The sequence below is a fragment of the Pseudomonas sp. TWP3-2 genome, assembly GCF_049897765.1.
Taxonomy (GTDB): Bacteria; Pseudomonadota; Gammaproteobacteria; order Pseudomonadales; family Pseudomonadaceae; genus Aquipseudomonas.
In genome coordinates this window covers 126,650-143,610 of record NZ_JAFCWW010000002.1, presented here as the reverse complement: position 1 = coordinate 143,610, position 16,961 = coordinate 126,650, and the positions used below count along the sequence as shown (strand labels likewise).

General features: G+C 61.7%; 8 protein-coding genes. 7 read left to right on the top strand and 1 reads right to left on the bottom strand.

Annotated elements, in window-relative coordinates:
• Positions 1-99: 99 nt before the first annotated feature.
• From ACP7EE_RS03735 to ACP7EE_RS03710, 6 genes are all read left to right on the top strand, one after another.
• Complete coding sequence (locus tag ACP7EE_RS03735) at positions 100-1,104, top strand: asparaginase (RefSeq protein ID WP_426233590.1); 1,005 nt, start codon at positions 100-102, stop codon at positions 1,102-1,104.
• A 104-nt stretch (positions 1,105-1,208) separates the two neighbouring features.
• The gene (locus tag ACP7EE_RS03730) at positions 1,209-2,201 is read left to right on the top strand and encodes an AraC family transcriptional regulator (protein ID WP_426233588.1); all 993 of its coding nucleotides are present in this window, start codon (positions 1,209-1,211) and stop codon (positions 2,199-2,201) included.
• A 71-nt stretch (positions 2,202-2,272) separates the two neighbouring features.
• Entirely contained in the window at positions 2,273-4,162 is a 1,890-nt protein-coding gene (locus tag ACP7EE_RS03725) for an ankyrin repeat domain-containing protein (RefSeq protein WP_426233586.1), read from the top strand.
• Positions 4,163-4,331: 169 nt separating this feature from the next.
• A complete protein-coding gene (locus ACP7EE_RS03720) occupies positions 4,332-5,369 on the top strand; it encodes a histone deacetylase family protein (protein WP_426233584.1) in 1,038 nt (345 codons plus the stop codon).
• Between the two features lie 151 nt (positions 5,370-5,520).
• Entirely contained in the window at positions 5,521-10,107 is a 4,587-nt protein-coding gene (locus tag ACP7EE_RS03715) for a dermonecrotic toxin domain-containing protein (RefSeq protein ID WP_426233582.1), read from the top strand.
• Positions 10,104-14,681 (top strand): dermonecrotic toxin domain-containing protein, encoded by a 4,578-nt coding sequence (locus tag ACP7EE_RS03710; RefSeq protein ID WP_426233580.1) that lies wholly within the window; start codon positions 10,104-10,106, stop codon positions 14,679-14,681. The genes ACP7EE_RS03715 and ACP7EE_RS03710 overlap by 4 nt, the downstream gene beginning before the upstream one ends.
• Here the strand turns inward: ACP7EE_RS03710 and ACP7EE_RS03705 are convergent, their stop codons facing one another.
• Positions 14,682-16,235 carry a PLP-dependent aminotransferase family protein gene (locus tag ACP7EE_RS03705; protein ID WP_426233577.1) on the bottom strand — a complete coding sequence of 518 codons (1,554 nt, stop codon included), beginning with the start codon at positions 16,233-16,235 and terminating at the stop codon, positions 14,682-14,684. It lies immediately after the preceding gene.
• Positions 16,236-16,327: 92 nt separating this feature from the next.
• Here ACP7EE_RS03705 and ACP7EE_RS03700 point away from each other — a divergent pair, with 92 nt between their 5' ends.
• On the top strand, positions 16,328-16,951 hold the full coding sequence (locus ACP7EE_RS03700; RefSeq protein WP_426233575.1) for an FMN-binding negative transcriptional regulator: 624 nt from the start codon (positions 16,328-16,330) through the stop codon (positions 16,949-16,951).
• The last annotated feature ends 10 nt before the right edge of the window (positions 16,952-16,961 follow it).

The window sequence follows — 16,961 nt, the reverse complement described above, 5'->3', positions numbered from 1 at the left end:
TCGGGTAAAAACCGGGTGCACTCCACGCGCCCGGCGTGACACAGCGTGTGGTCGGCGTCATGCTCGACCGCACGCTGCCATCGTTCAGGAGAACTCCCCATGAATTCCTCGACCTACCCTGCCGCTCAGCACGTCATGGTGCTCTACACCGGCGGCACCATCGGCATGCAGGCCAGCGCCAACGGCCTGGCCCCGGCCTCCGGTTTCGAAGCGCGGATGCGCGATTACCTGCACAGCCAGCCTGAGCTGGTGGTACCGCAGTGGCGTTTCCGCGAGATGTCGCCGCTGATCGACAGCGCCAACATGACCCCGGCCTACTGGCAGCAACTGCGTGAAGCGGTGGTCGATGCCGTGGATGTCCAGGGCTGCGACAGCGTGCTGATCCTGCATGGCACCGACACCCTCGCCTACAGCGCGGCGGCCATGAGTTTCCAACTGCTCGGCCTGCACGCCCGCGTGTGCTTCACCGGCTCGATGCTGCCGGCCGGGGTCACCGACAGCGATGCCTGGGAAAACCTTGGAGGCGCACTGGTCGCCCTCGGCCAGGGCCTGGCGCCGGGCGTGCATTTGTACTTCCACGGTGAGCTGCTGGCACCGACGCGCTGCGCGAAAGTGCGCAGTTTTGGTCGGCACCCGTTCAAACGTCTGGAGCGTCAGGGTGGCGGCGTGAAAGCTGCGTCCGTGCCAGCCGCGCTGAACTACAACCAGCCCAAGCAACTGGCGAACGTCGCGGTTCTGCCGTTGTTCCCCGGTATCAGCGCCGGAGTTCTGGATGGCTTGCTCGACAGCGGCATTCAGGGGCTGGTGCTGGAGTGCTACGGCAGCGGCACCGGGCCGAGCGACAATCCCGAATTCCTCGCCAGCCTCGGCCGCGCGCGGGATAACGCCGTGGTGGTGGTTGCGGTGACGCAGTGCCATGAAGGCGGGGTTGAACTGGATGTGTACGAGGCTGGCAGCCGTTTGCGCGGGGTTGGCGTGTTGTCCGGGGGTGGCATGACCCGTGAGGCGGCGTTTGGCAAATTGCATGGATTGCTGGGTGCGGGGCTTGCAACCGCTGAAGTGCGCCGACTGGTCGAACTCGACCTGTGCGGCGAACTCATCTGACACAACACGATCCCCAGGTGGGAGCCAGCAGGCTAGCCCCCACCAGGATATCTCCCGGCATATAACTTGCTGCGTTCCAGTCATCCCAAGGCTGGAAGTCGCCCATGCTCCACTCCCACCTCACCACCCTCAACGCCGTCTCGCTGGTGCTCAATACCTTCAAGGCCCAAAGCCTGTCCAGCGAGGCGTTGCTGGCCGGCAGCGGCATCAGTGCGGCGGATCTGAGCCGGGCGGACACGCGCATCACCACCAATCAGGAGATGCAGGTGTGTGCCAACGCGGTCGCGCTCAAGCGTGACATCGGCCTCGAACTGGGGCGGCGCATGCATGTTTCGTCCTACGGCATGCTCGGTTATGCACTGCTCACCAGTGCCACCTTCGGTGACGCTTTGCGCTTGGCGATCCGTTATCCGGCGCTGTTGGGAACACTTTTCGAGCTGAGTCTTGAGGACGACGGCGAGCGCGTCTGGTTCGTCGCGGCCGATTATCGCGAGAGCCCGGCGATGGCGGTGTTCAATGCCGAATTCTGTCTGGTCTCGCTGAAGGTCATTTGCGACGACCTGCTTGGGCACGCGCTGCCACTGCTCGCCACCCGCTTCGAACACGCCGCGCCGGACTACCGCGACAGCTACGCCGAACACTTCGCCTGCCCGCTGCACTTCGCGGCCAAGGACAACGCCTTCGCCTTCGACCGGCGCTGGCTCGATCAGCCGTTGCCGCTGGCCGACGTAATTACCCATCAGGCCATGGCCGAACGCTGTCGCAAGCAGAACACCGAGTTCACCGGCCGCCAGGCGTGGCTGGGGCGGATTCGCCAGTTGCTTGGCGCACAACTCAACGCCGCACCGGGGCTGGAAGGTCTGGCGCAACAGATGAAGTGCTCACCGCGCACGCTACGCCGGCACCTCAAGGATCTGGGGTGCAGCTATCAGGAACTGCTCGACGAATTACGCTTTGAACGCGCCAAGCAAATGCTCTGCGAAGAGCAGCTGCCGATCTACCGCATCGCCGAAACCCTGGGCTTCAGCGAGACCGCAAGTTTCCGCCATGCATTCGTGCGCTGGAGCGGTGTGGCGCCGAGTCAGTTCAGGCCTTGAGATAAATCAGGCGGCGCGCCGGCGACTGCACTACATTACGCGGCCAATCATGTCGCCGGCGTTTTAGCTTGATGGCCTTTTTTCGTTCCTCTGCGCACCTTGTGCTGCTCGCTGTTCTGCTCAACCTGCCGATGGCCGCCAACGCCATTGAACTGAACTGGTGGGGGCTGCCACCCAAAGCTGTGGTCGATGCACCCGAGTACGCCCGCACCATCATCCCGATTCCAGCCGCCGCCGAAACGCCCGGTGTTGCAACGCCGCTGACGGGTTTGCTCAGCGGCTTTCGTGGTCTGTTCTACCTGAACGTCTATCGCGATCAGGACTACCGCGAGCGCCTGCATAAACTGGGGCCGATCCCGCTGCTCAGCGGCGACGAGTTTCGCAGTTGCATCACTGAATTTCAGTATCTGAATCTGGGCACGTCGGCTGCTCGCACCGATATCGCGCCCGGCATCGTGGTCGATACCCTGAGTTTCGAGTGCGCCAAAACCAACGGCTGGGAAAGCAAGCGCTATCTGCTGATCGACTGGCGCGCACCCGGCACGCCGCTGCTCGCCCTGGGTCGGGTGCGCAACGATCACCTGTTGTCATTCCAGCCGTTGCAGGACACCCCTGCCCCAGTGCTCGACTCTTGGCTCAAGGGCATCGAAGGCGCCCGCAACGCCATGCGCTACCGCGTGCCCGACGCACCGCTGAGCATCGAAGTCGATCCGCGACCATACCTTGCCGGCGACGGCGCCCTGCAACTTTGGGAGCTGCATCGGCAACTGAGCACGGCCAGCGACAAAGGGCCGGGACTGAAGAAAGTCGATGAGCTGTTCTTGAATCAGGACTTTCGCCGCATCGGTGCCGATCAGCCGGAATTCATCGGCCAGCTCAATGACATTGCCTACTGGAAGAGCCAACTGGCGCCGGACGAGGGTTCACGGCAATGGCTGCTGGAGGTTGTACGGCGCGCACCGCAACGCATTCCGGTGTATCTGAACCTCGCGGACCAAGCGTGGAAGGCCTATGAAAAGTCGCCGGCCTACACCACGCATTACGCATTGGCGCAGGAGTATTACCGGATCTACTGTGGGCTGCGTCTGCAACGCAATCTGAGTGTTCCTGAGCGTGTACTGAAAAATCTCGGCCTCACCCAGGCCGACCCGCAGGCCTGCCAGGCCCAGTGGCCGTTGATTGAGGCTGTCGACAATCAGGACGAACCACGCGTGCGGCAACTGCTCGACAGCGGCCTTCAAGCCAAGACCCTGGGCGAGGATGGCCGCAGTGCCCTGCTGCGTGCACTGGACGCGCCGAATTTCCCGATTGCGCGTCTGTTGCTTGAACGTGGCGCTGCGACCAGCGGAATCAATGGCAGCGAACCGCTGGTGATGCAGGCATTCAACAAAGACATCAAGGCTGACGCCAACCCCGAGAGGGCGCAGCGCACGCAATTTCTACTGGCCGCTGGTGCAGCCATCGACGAGCCTGACGCAAGCGGCCAAACCCTGCTGATGCAGCGAGCTTCAGTCAAAGACTCTGCAGCGTTCAACTGGCTGCTCAACTATCCACAAGACCTTGATCGGCGCGAGGACAGAGAGCAGAAAACCGCGCTGTACGAAGCGATTTATCGCAACAATTACCCGGCGGCAAAACGTCTGGTCGAAGCGGGTGCAAAGCTCAATCTGGTCTATCCAAGAGGACGCTGCACTGAAGGCGACCGAACCCAGTCAGCCTTGTTCCTGCTGGCCAGTCAGGCGCCTCGCGAAGAGCTGGGACTTGCGCTCAATCAGCAGCAGACGCTTGAACTGTTCACCTTGATGCTGGACAAGGGTGCTGACCCGACTTTGGGCCGAGAGTGCTCGGCAGACGCCTACAGTGAGCTGCGCAAAGTCATCGGCCAACGTCAACGACCGGACCTGCTGGAAGCTCTCGAGCGCCATGCACCCGAGGCAGACAAGGCCGTAACCGGCCGCTGAAGCCTCCTGCGGCGCCCTGCGCAGGGGCGCCGGCTCTGCGCGAAGCGGGGCGAATTCCGGTCAGCGGTTTTGGCCAGATCAATCCCCTTTTGGCCGCTCCTGCCGTTCTCCGAATCAGCATCCGCCGCGACACTACAGGCCACCGAATCAGCCCTGCGGAGAACAACAAATGCTGACGATCTACTCGGACGATCACCACCTGCACCACGGCCGCTGCGAACTGATCGATGGCCAGCTCAAGCCGTGCTTCGAGATGCCCTCGCGTGCCGACCATGTGCTGCAACGGGTGAAGGAGCAAAACCTCGGCCCGGTCGCGGCGCCGCAGGATTTCGGTCTCGGGCCGATCGAACGTATTCACAGCCGTGACTATCTCGACTTCTTCAAAGGTGCCTGGGCACGCTGGACCGAATTCAACACTGACGGCGACTTGTTGCCCTATACATGGCCGACACGCACCTTGCGCGCGATAAAACCGGTCAGCCTGCACGGCCAGCTCGGCTATTACAGCTTCGACGGCGGCGCACCGATCACCGCCGGTACCTGGCAAGCAGCGTACAGCGCGGCGCAAGTGGCGTTGACCGCACAGGCCGAGATCCAGCGTGGCGCGCGCGCGGCTTTCGCCCTCTGTCGTCCACCGGGACACCACGCCGCCGCAGATTTGATGGGCGGTTATTGCTACCTGAACAACGCCGCGATTGCCGCGCAGGCGTTCCTCGATCAGGGCCATAAAAAAGTTGCGATCCTCGACGTCGACTATCACCACGGCAACGGCACCCAGTCGATTTTCTATGCGCGCAACGACGTGCTGTTCACGTCGATTCATGGCCACCCGGAAGCAGAATTTCCATTCTTCCTCGGTTATGAAGACGAGCCGGGCGAAGGTCCGGGTGAGGGCTTCAACTTCAACTATCCGCTGCCGGCCGGTTCTGGCTGGGAAACCTGGAGCGCCGCGCTGGAACAGGCTTGCAAAGAGATCGAAAGTTACGACGCCGACGTCATCGTCGTGTCGCTGGGTGTCGATACGTTCAAGGATGATCCGATCTCGCAGTTCAAGCTCGACAGCCCGGATTATCTCGCCATGGGCCAACGCATCGCCGCGCTCGGTAAACCTGCGCTGTTCGTCATGGAGGGCGGTTACGCGGTAGAAGAAATCGGCATCAATGCGGTGAACGTGCTGCAAGGTTTTGAAGGCCAGTCCGTCAGCTGAAGCCGCTCTCCCCATCAGACCAGGACCCGCATTAGCGGGTCTTTTTTTGCCTGCGATATCTATGTACCGCACCGGGCCGTGGCCGGGATTCTAGTCTGCTCCGACTCCGGCGTTGTTGGTGAGCGCCGCCACCGACAGAGAAGGAACGGCCATGTCCGCAATCTCCAAGCCTGACGTCATCGATCTGCAGACCCAACTGGTGTCCGGGCCTACGCTCAGGGACACCGCCTCGAACACCCTGCGCCACGCACTGAAAACCTTGTACCCGAATCTCGACATCGATCCGCAGCTGGCAATGGTTGCGACGCCCACATGGAACATTGAGGGAGATCACGTCGCAGCCGGCCCCGACTGGTTTGAATCACTCACCGACGTGTTGGTGCGACTTGGCATCTACGGCAGCAGCGTGACCTGGTTCGATGGTGAGCATTTCCTCACCCAGCAAACGGGCGGTGGGTCGGCCCTGCATTTGCCGGTGCAAATCGATGCGGTCGGGCGCCTGATCAACGAGCTCGCCACGCTGCTGTTCGTGGCCTATCAGGAACAACAGGTCGACTACTGGAACACCGCCACCAGCCCCGGACAACCGCGCTGGTATCAACTCTCGGATGCCTTGCGCAATGTGTGGAACATTACCGATGCCAAGGGCTGGGACGCCGAGCAACTGGCCATGGCCGCGGCGGTGTACCGCTTTCCCGACAAGCAACAGCGGCTGCCCGACGACAAGTTGAAGATTCGCGCCTGCCTGATCGACATCGACCGCGATGACACCACCGAACGCACGCACCTGGACGTGCTGCCCATCGCGGTGCTGGTGGGGACCTCGGGTCAACGCACGCTGATCGCCACGCACTCGATCACCCAGGGATTTCGCCACTTTGATTCGCTCGATGCGCTCGGCAAGGCTCTGGTCAAACTGCTGGAAAACAACACTCAGGCCAATCATCTGCAATGGCGACTGTTCGAGCCGCAAGGCAATTTCTTCGATTATCAAGCCTGTACGCTGATAGCGCTGGATACGGATGTCATCGGCTCGTTCGGTGTCTCTCCATCCGTCGGCACCAGCGCTGTGGCCGACGAGGTAACCGATCTGCCAACGGCCGTGCAGCCAGAGGAGTATTTCGAACAACTGCGACCATTGCTCCCGCGCTGGCTGGACCGCGCATCCGCCGCTGATCAGGCCTGCTACAGCCGCCACTTGCTTGATCTGGCGGTTGTGCAAAACCGCAACAAGGGCAAAACCTTTCAGCGCGAGGTCAGCAGTCTCCACGCCTTTACGGTGGAGGCGCTGACCACACGGATTCGCCAGGATCATCCGGCGACGGCAGCTATTCAGGTCGAAAACATCGAGATCACCATCACCAGCCTGGTGGTGTGGGGCACATTCGTTTTGCCCGGGCAGATGGACACCCTGACCCTGTCACTCAGCGAACTGGCACTGCAAAACCTTGCCGGGCTGCCGACGGGAATCAAAACCGTGCGCCATGTCGACGGCACGCCGATTCCCGGCTGGCTGACGGCCGATTATCTTGAAACCCTGGTGACGGCTGTCGACATCGGACGCACTTATCCGGCGATGCTCAAACGCCGGCTGATCGACGACCCGAGCGAAGCGCCTGCCCTGCGTCAGCTGTATGCCCATCAGTTGCCGATTGAACTGGCATTGCTCGCGCTGCAGTACAAAATCCGCGGTGAAGCACGACTGGACGAGCGAGGTTACCGTTATGTCGTCGCCGCGTTTGCCACTGACGCTAGTGCCCGCGAGGTGGATGGCCAGCCCATCGTGATCCGCCCGCTGGCGTTCATGGCCCATCGCAGCAACGACACGGTCGACACCGTGGCCAACATGTTCGTCATCGGGCCACGTCAGGCAGACAAGGGCCCGTGCCTGCTTTACAGACCGCTGCTCGACCCGCCATTGCTGCAGTATCCGAGCCGGACCAATCTGCTGTATGCGATCAAACATTCGCGCACACTCAAACAAGCGGTGCTGGCCTGGCTACCCGACAGCGTGCGCTTCAATTACTCACAATACGTGTTCCCCGCGACCCTGCCTTCCGTGTGGATCGTGCCGCAATTGCTGGTCGATCCGACCATCGCGCTGGACATGACCGGCGCAGTCACTCTGGCCGACAACAACGTCATCGAAACCGATGTGCTGACAACGCTGTTCGACGCCAACGTGCAAGCCCTGATCACTCAAGCCGACCGGCAATCGGTGTCCAACGCCGAAGCGCGCTGGGCCACACTCAAACGCGGGAGCTGGATGCTGTTCAACGCGGCCTTGCCGTTTTTGGGGCGCAGTATCGGTACGGCCGCGTGGATCTGGCAGATCATGGATGACCTGCAAGCATTGATCGACGCACGCAATGAACAGCCCGGCGCTGTCGACTGGTCGGCCCTGACCGATTTACTCCTGACCCTCGGCACGGTGCTCGCGCACCGCGCGGCATCGACCCGCCAGGCACGGCGCCCGACAGCCATCACGCCACCGCCAAAGGCCATTGCCCGGACGCTCACGGTGACGCAACTGGCAGACGTCAGTGGCGCGGAATTTCCCGCGGCACACGAAACCTCGCTGCTCACCATCGGCGCGCTGAGTCGCTCGCGTCCGCTGCTGGCGACGCTGCTCGACACACTGAAAGTCGAAAAACCCGAAGGGCTCGCCAGCCCCGCCATTGACGGTGTGCACCGCCACCTCTATGCCCATCTGCGAACGTGGTACGCGCCCGTCGGCGAACGCTGGTTCGAGGTGAGCCTCAACGACGATGAGCAGGTGCAGATTATCGATTCGCGGCAACAACCGGTGCGCAACGGGCCGCTGCTGACGCATGACGCCAAAGGCCTGTGGTTCATCGATCTGCGACTGCGCTTGCGCGGCGGTGGACTGGGCAGCAGGCGCAAGCAGATGCAGCAAGACAACAAACAACGTCTGAGCCAGAAAAAGGCCGAAATATCAGCCTTCGACGCAACTCTGGACGCCAGGCAGGCCCAGTTGCTCAATGCCCGGCAGGCGATGCTGTCAGCACAGCCGGCAGCCGTTGACGGCGCGCGCGATTACTTCCTGCAAACCCTCGATTCCCAGCTCAGGGAGTACGCCGACCACACCGAGCAACTGAAGGCGCTGAACGCTCTGGAGAGTGTCCCCAGCTATCGCGCGGCCATGGTCGAGCGGCTGTCGCACCAGCTGTTTCTGGCGCAATCCTGGCTTGATCAGCGCTCGAAGGACTTTCGCGACAGCTTGCACGCAACCCTCAAGCTTTTGGACGAAGAAGCGTCAGCGCCGCAACCCGGGCGCTCGGCGCACTTCGAAAAAATGGCTGACCTGACTCAGGGGATCATCGAAAAACTGCAACTCGCGCAATCGCGTCTTGAAGAGCTCGGTCTGCTCGGCAAGGAGGCATGCGAGATCAGCCGTGAGCGCAAGGCGAAACTTCCGCAGTTCAGCCTCAATGATTTGAAATTGCTACAGATCACCCTGGCCGAGCAAACGTGCCTGAAGGAGGAAACGACGCAATACGTAGCACAGGCACGCAACGCACTCGACCAGCTGATCAACGACGCCAGCGTCAACATCCGCAGTGCGCTGGATCTGAGCGGTGATGAGAGTTGGCATAACCTGAGCGAACGCACTGAGGCGATGGACAATCTGGCGCAGCAGTTTTCCACCATCGATCAACGCTTCAGCGATCTGGCGATTGAATACCCGCAACAGATCATCGGCGATCGGCTCGAGCATATCCGCGTACGCGTAGCCGAATTCAGTCAGGACGCGGTGTCTGAACTGACCCGTTTGTTGCAGGAGCGGCGTCTGATCGAGCCGACACCCGGCCCATCGAAACCTGCAGCGGCGCCCGTAAAAAGAATCATCAAGACCCGCTACAAAGGCACGGTTGTCGGTGAGTCGCGCAAAAGTGCTGACGGCCAGGACACTGATCTGGTGGACGTGAAAGCGCCACTGACCGGCAAGGTGATCGCCACTTTTCACCAGAAAACCCCGGGAGTCTGGCTGCGCAGAGTTACAGCGTCCGCAGGGCCGAAAAAAACTCCGGCCACACTGGCCGACAGCCTCACGAACGGGCAGGCGCTGCTTGATGGTCTCGCGGATTTCAAACGCCGCACGCAAGCGCACGTCAGCCGTGCACAACGAATTCCGGTGGATATCCAGGAGATCTATAACCAGCACGCCGCGCGTCTCGGCGACGTGGTCAAGGCCATCGACAAGGCGCTGCTGGCGAGCAACCGCACAGAAGAGCGCAACGACGCGGCCACCACATTGCGCGACACCCTCACCAGCGCCGCCAGCGAACTTTACGACACCGGCCGCAGTACCCGAATCCGCATGGTCAAGGAGCAACCGCCGACTGCGGCGCGAGTTGAATGGCTCAAGAGCAAAGGTGAAGTCGACATCGCCAGATCCACCGCCAGACGTCGACTCAAAGGGCCGGGCAGAGATTATCTGGATGAGTACGAAGTGCTCGATCACAAGACCCGCAAGGTGTTGTGGTACGCGCACTTCCACTACGCCAATGCCACCGACCCCGCTGGGTCCTACACCGCCGCGCATTTGAAAACTGCCGCGCAAAGACTGCTCGGCGGCCAGGTCGATCGCGACAGCGCCACCCAGGAACTGATCGCCATTTATCGCAGCGAGATCAGCCGCGCACTGGCCGCTTCGCTGTTTTTCACACCTGAAACGGCCACGCCGTCCACCTCCTCCCACGGGACAAAATCATGACCCCGTCCGTCACTGCGCCGCTGCTCAAACAAAGTCGCCTGGTCGAACTCACCGGTCGCGGTTTCTCGTTGCATCAGGTCGCTACAGCGCTGCTCCAGGAAGCGTTGCTCAAACGCTACCCCGAACTGCTCATCGACCCGGAACGTACGATGCTCGCGACACCGTTGCGCGACATGCGCGCAGCACAGATGAACACCCAGGCTTTCGACTTGCAGTCACTGACCCATGCCTTCATCCAGCACAGCGTGCTCAAGACCACCGCCGATTACATTGAAGGCGAGCACTTTCTGACGCTCACGCCCAAAGCGAATCCGCCGATTCATCTGGCGGTCAGCATGGATGACGTCACCGCACTGATGAACGATCACGCACCGTTCCTGTTCCTTGAATATCAGCAGCGCCAACTCGATTACTGGAATCAGTCGGCGAGCAAACAACCGCGCTGGCAGGAGCTGTCCGACTTGTTGTGCGCGGCCGCGGACGTGCAATCGGCCAGCGGCTGGGATGCCGACGACTGCGCACTGGCGCGATTTGTTGCGCAACACCCTGACAAGGCCGAACGCCCGAAAAGCAGCGATTTCGCCGGGCCACGCGCCTGCCTGCTGGACATCGACCTGATGGATGGCAGCGACACCGTGCACCTGCTCATCGCCGGAGCGCTGGTGCTGACGGCGACGGTGAAGAAGCGCGAGCGGTTCCTGATGTACACCGTCGCCGATGGCTATGAGTCGTTTGACTCACTGACAGCGCTGGGCGAGTCCCTGCCCGGGAGACTGGACCCCGATCTGTCCGGCCGATCCTTCAAATGGCGCCTGATCGAACCCGCAGGGAATGTTTTCGACGCCGTCTCCCAGGCGCTGGTGGCCAATCAGTTGGGGGCCATTGAAGCACTGGATCCCGGCAGTCAGTCCATTGCTGCCCGTGCCGGTTCCGGCCAGCAGAACCGCGCCCGCTTCAACCCGGTTGAACGAGCGCGCGTCGAGCAGCTGGAGCAGGCCATTCCCGGCTGGCTGCACGCTGGCTCCATCCATGACCTGCAAGCCTACAGCGCCTGCATCGCCGACCTGGGGACATTGCGCGAAGACGCGGACAACACTGATGACGACATCCCCCTGATCAAGCCGTACGCCGAGCAGAAAATGCGCGAGGCGATCATCGCCGATAAAACTGCCGAAGGTGCCGCCGACCTGCCGCTGGAACACTTGCGGATCACGGTAACCAACAGCTTGGAAACGGCCGGCTTCACCCTGCCCAATCCGTTTGACCGGGTGCGCGAAACCCTCGGTGAATTCGCCCTGCAGAATGCTGCGCCGTATCAAGCCACCGTTGCCTTCACCGATGCACGTGCGGTACCGGGCTGGCTGACAGTCGATTTTCTGACCGCCAAGGCGCAGGAGGTCGACATCGGAGGCCAATACCCGCAACTGATCAAACGTACCCTCATTGACGATGCGGTCCGCGCAGCCAGGCAAAAGACCCGCTACCTGCGCCAACTGCCGACGCTGCTGCCGTTACTGGCACTTGAATACAAACTCAAACGGCAGGGCGGCGTCGATGAGCGGGGTTACGGCTACGTCTGCCAATTGATGGATTCGATCACCAGCAAACAGCCGGATGCCGAACATCCGGTGACCATCCGGCCGCTGGCCTTCGCTCCGCGTCGGCGAATGAGCGGGCGCGTAGACACCGTCACCAACATGTTCGTCATCTGTCCGCGAGACCACCGTCAAGGTCCCTGCTTGCTGTACCGGCCGATGCTCGACATGCCGTTGATGCAATTCGCGTCGCTGCAAAATTTGATGTACGCGTTGTACCAGCCTGGCGAATTACGTAATTCGGTACTTGCCTGGCTGGGCAGTGCAGCACTGAGCTTCGAGTACTCGCAGTACGTTTTCTCGACGGGCCTGCCCTCGCCCTGGATCGTCACGCAGTTGGCCGTCGAGCCGTTCATGCACCTGGATCTGACCGGCCCGATCGACCTCGCCAACGCGCCCCTCACCGGTGACATCCTCGCAGCGCTGTACAGCGCCAACAGTCAGGCCCTGGTCGAACTCGCCGACCGTCAGTCGCAGTCCAATAGCGAGCGGCGCTGGGCGCTGGCGGCAGACAGCGGCTGGGCGCTGTTCAACGTGGCCGCAAACTTCATGAGCGGCGCGGCGGGCACCGCTGTCTGGGTCTGGCAGACCATCACGCAGATCCAGCAGGCCATCGATGCCCACGAGCGCGACGATAACCTCGTGGTCTGGCAATCCACTGCCGACGTGCTGCTGACGTTGGGCATGATTCTCACGCAACACGCTGTCGCACGGCGCAACCGCTCGTTGCTGCCGCACCTGAAAGCCGTCCAGGAGATTGTCGAGCTATCGCCTGAAACCGAAGATCTGGCCGACCATCCGGCTCTGCCTTCACCAACGGTCACACCTGCCGTCACGCTCGACCCGATACCCATCGTCGGCGATCTGCCCGTCGGCCATCTCACACAGCTCGAACCCGGAACCTTGCTGCGGCCCGATTCCAGCGCGCGCTTTTTGGCCATGCTCGACAGCTTCAAGATACCTTTGCCGGATCTCAGTGGAAAAAGTGCATCTCCAGTCACCCATCTCTACACGCTCGACGGCAAAACCTGCACCCCGGTCGGCAGCCGCTGGTTCCAGGTGGCGGCAATTGAGGAAACGCTGGTGTACATCGTCGATCCGGGCAATCCGTTGCGCAGCGGCATGTCGATCAAATACGACAGCACTGCCGGGCGCTGGCACTGGGACCCGAAGTTGCGCTTGCGCGGCGGCATGCCCAAGGGCCGGATCGAGGCTCTGCGGCGCGCCAAGGAACAACGGATGAATAGCGCATGGACCGCACTGGAGCAATTTGCCCAACGCGAGCCAGAAGAAAAACGCCAACTCCTGCACGCCCTCGTGTCCCTGCCGAGCGTCACCACTGAAGCTGGATTTACGCCACCCGCCACGCGCTATCTGGATCAGGCCATGAAGCTCGGCAGCGACTACACCGCAGCGCTCGAGCAACTGGATATCTGGCACAACGCGGGAGGCGCTGCGTTGCTGCACCAGTCACAGCTGATGCGCCTGACGGCGGAGCAGCATCGCTGCCTGGGGTCGTGGCTGCGGGTGAAAATGCGCATGTACGCCAATGCGACACAAAAGCTCATCGACAGCACGACCCGGCAGATTGCTATTCCTCGCAGCGAGCACATCGAGATTGCCAATGCGGCGATACCGCTGAGTGACGCGATGATTGGCACTCTGGAGACGCTCTATCGCTCCGCGCAAGTGCTGAGCAGCCACTCGGGCAAAGCCAAAACGGTCGCGGCAAAACTGATCGGTCTACTGCCGGACTTCGGTCCGCTCGATCTCAAAGCCAATGAAATCGGCATGTCCTATGAACGCTCGGTCAACGAGCAACCTGGCCCCGCGATGCTCGCCGCGCGTGAGGCGATCGGCATCATCACCGCCAATGCTGCAGACGCCGCCCATGAGCTGATCCTGCTGAGCAAAACCGCTGTGGGCTCCGCCGGGCAAGCCGGGCGCATCGAGCAGTTGTCACAGTGGAACGATCTGTTCGCCAGCCTCGACGAGCGCGTCGTCCAACTGCCCGCCGCGCACCCCAAGATGTTTATTCAAGCGCGGCTCGACCGGGTCCGCACGCTGATCGACGAATTCCACGCCCTGGCGCGCGAACGCCTGATCGCCGAACTGCCCGAGCAGGAGCAACTGCCCGCACCCGTCAAGCCTGAACCGCAGCCCTCCACTTCACAGCCTCGGGTGAAAGTCAGCAAAAGCCGCCCGCGCCCGGACACCGGCGAAAACTCTTCAGGCTCTCAGAGCAGCGATTCGGACGAAAAAACTGCGTTCGTCAAACTCCCCTCGCAACGGCCCAGACCAACCGCGCCTAGCGATGACATAGAGCTGATTTCAGCAGCGATGGAGCTCAATCTGCACATCGACGACTTCAATCGCAAGACCCGCGAAGATGCCCGGCGACCAGGGCGCATCCCGGCCGATATTCGCGACCTGTTCGAACAGCAAGTCGCACGGCTGAAGCAGACCGCGAGTGACGTCGACATGGCAATCGCCAGACGAAGCGTGAGCAAAGCGGATCCACTGCCCATTGCGTCCCTCAGCGACGATTTGCGCGAAGGCGCGACTCGCACCCATGCCGATGGCATCACCACCTACGCGGCAATGCTCAAGCAACGTAAACCTCGGGAAGCGTATTTCCATTGGTTGCAGAGCAATGCACAGGTCGAGGTGGTCAAGGACGAACGCGGACGTATTCGCACCCGTCATCGCGGGGATTACTTTCAGGAGTACCGGATTCTCGACCAGGCCAATGGCGGCAAGCCGTTGTGGGTGGCGCACTTCCACTACGAACACATGACCGACGCGGACGATGCGTACACGGCTGCTCATCTGAAATTCGCCGATGCGTATCTGCTGACACTTGATGCGAAGACACGCCAGACACTGAACAGCTTCGACGCCGTGGACAATGCGCTACGGCGGATCGTCGACCCGCAGGTGCGCGACCTGTTTCTAAAACCGCACGCGGCGAAACCCTGACTATCCGCGCCAGACTTGACGCAAGCGTGTCAGAGCCGACTCGATCGCCGGCTCCGGCACCGCGGCGAACCCCAGCACCAGACCGGCGCGCTGATCAACTGGGGTTGTCGAATCTGGCAACCAGTAACTGCTCAAACCATTGATCTCCACATCGACGCTGGCGGCTTGCGCGATCAACTGTTGCTCGCGGGCCACGCTGTCGACTTGCACCGTCAGGTGCAACCCGGCAGACACCGCCGGCAAGCTGCCGACGCCGGCCAGATCTTGCGGCCAACCGCTGAGCAAGGCATTACGGCGGCTCAGTGCCGCGCGGCGCATGCGCCGAATGTGTCGCTGGAAGTGCCCGGCGGCCATGAATTCGGCCATCACTGCCTGAGTGCTCACTTCCGAATGCCGGACATCCACCGCACGCCGCTGGGAAAACGCCTGCACCAACCCCGGCGGCAGCACCAGATAGCCCAGACGCAGCGCCGGGAACGCGACTTTGCCAAACGTCCCGACGTACAGCACACGCCCCTGCCGATCCAGCGCGGCCAACGGCGCCAAAGGTGCGCCGGTGTAGCGATATTCGCCGTCGTAGTCGTCCTCGACGATCCAGCCTTGGGTGCGCTCGGCCCACGCGAGTAATTCCAGACGCCGCGCCAGACTCATCACCACGCCAGTCGGGTACTGGTGAGACGGCGTGACATAGGCCACCCGGCAATCCTCGGCGGCGGCCAGCGCGGCGCAATCAATGCCCTCCTCGTCCACCGCAATTGCGCGCAATCGCCCACCCGCGACCGCGAATGCATGACCGGCCGCGCGATAGCCGGGATTCTCGATTGCCACACCTGCGCCGGGCTCGACAAGCAGCTGTGCACAAAGGCTTATTCCCTGCTGTGCGCCACTGGTGATCACAATTTGCTCAGCCGAACACTGCATCCCGCGTGAGCTGCGTAAATAGGCCGCGATCAGTCCGCGCAGACGTGCATCACCGGCCGGATCGCCGTAACACAGCTGCTGCAAATCCGGTTTGCGCCAGAACCCCGCGTTGAGCTTGGCCCAGACGTCGAACGGGAACAGATCGAAGGCCGGAATGCCGACGCGAAATGCGCGCGGTGGCCCCGTCGGCGGCGTCGATAAATGGTTGTTTTCGAGACGCTGCAACGCACCACTGTGGATAACTTTACTGGATGGAATCCCAGTGGAATTAGCCGAAATTGTGGATAAGGCTGTGGGTAAGCCTGTTGAAAAGCCTGTGGACAGTTTTGTGGATAGTTTTTTTGCCGCGAGTCCTGATTGCGGCAACTGAGCGACATAAGTCCCGTCACCAACCCGTCCTTCGATGAAGCCCTCGGCATACAGTTGGTCGTAGGCACGGACGACGCTGTTGCGCGAAATACTCAGCGCTGCCGCCAGATCACGACTGGCAGGCAGTCGCGTGCCGCTAACGAGGCGACCGTCCAGCACACGCAGGCGCAACGCTTGATAGAGCTGCAGACTAAGGCCTTTGCGGCGGTCGAGTTCGATACCCGCCGGATTGAATGGCATCGACAGCGTGGACGAATCGGGCATGACAATGGACCTATGAAATTGGTCATCAATGGCTCTTACAACAGACCAATAGCCTGCCTAGGATGGGGCCATTCGCCAAGGGAAATTTCTGCATGTATACGCCGCGCGCTTTTGCTATCGATGAGTTGTCCCAACTGCACGAACTGATCCTCGCCAGCCGCCTCGCCATTCTCGTCACCCACGGTGAGCAAGGCCTGCAAGCCAGCCATGTGCCGGTACTGCTGCACTGTGAACAAGGCCAGAACGGCACGCTCTACGGGCATCTGGCCAAGGCCAATCCACAGTGGAAGGACCTGCGCGACGGCGCCGAAGCCATGCTGATTTTTACCGGCCCCGACGCCTACGTCAGCCCGGGCTTTTATCCGAGCAAGGCCGAGCACGGCAAAGTCGTGCCGACCTGGAACTACATCGCCGTGCACGCCTACGGCCACGCTGAAACCTTCAGCGATGGCGGGCGACTGCTCGATATCGTCAGCACCCTCACCGACCGCCATGAGGCCGGTCGCGCCCAACCATGGTCAGTGGCCGACGCACCGGCCGATTACATCGACGGCATGCTCAAGGCCATCGTCGGCTTTGCGATCCCCATCGAGCGCCTCGAAGGCAAGCGCAAGCTCAGCCAGAACCGCAGTGCCGAAGACATCGCCGGCGTGCGCGAAGGGCTGGCCGCCAGCCCCGATCTCACCGACCAAACCCTCTCCCGTTTGATGCGTTAAGGAAACCAGC

Bases quoted from the DNA above. Each gene is read 5' to 3' on its own strand.
- ACP7EE_RS03725 (WP_426233586.1), top strand. From the start codon at position 2,273: ATGGCCTTTTTTCGTTCCTCTGCGCACCTTGTGCTGCTCGCTGTTCTG.
- ACP7EE_RS03710 (WP_426233580.1), top strand. From the start codon at position 10,104: ATGACCCCGTCCGTCACTGCGCCGCTGCTCAAACAAAGTCGCCTGGTC.
- ACP7EE_RS03705 (WP_426233577.1), bottom strand. From the start codon at position 16,235: ATGCCCGATTCGTCCACGCTGTCGATGCCATTCAATCCGGCGGGTATC.
- ACP7EE_RS03700 (WP_426233575.1), top strand. From the start codon at position 16,328: ATGTATACGCCGCGCGCTTTTGCTATCGATGAGTTGTCCCAACTGCAC.
- ACP7EE_RS03730 (WP_426233588.1), top strand. From the start codon at position 1,209: ATGCTCCACTCCCACCTCACCACCCTCAACGCCGTCTCGCTGGTGCTC.
- ACP7EE_RS03715 (WP_426233582.1), top strand. From the start codon at position 5,521: ATGTCCGCAATCTCCAAGCCTGACGTCATCGATCTGCAGACCCAACTG.
- ACP7EE_RS03735 (WP_426233590.1), top strand. From the start codon at position 100: ATGAATTCCTCGACCTACCCTGCCGCTCAGCACGTCATGGTGCTCTAC.
- ACP7EE_RS03720 (WP_426233584.1), top strand. From the start codon at position 4,332: ATGCTGACGATCTACTCGGACGATCACCACCTGCACCACGGCCGCTGC.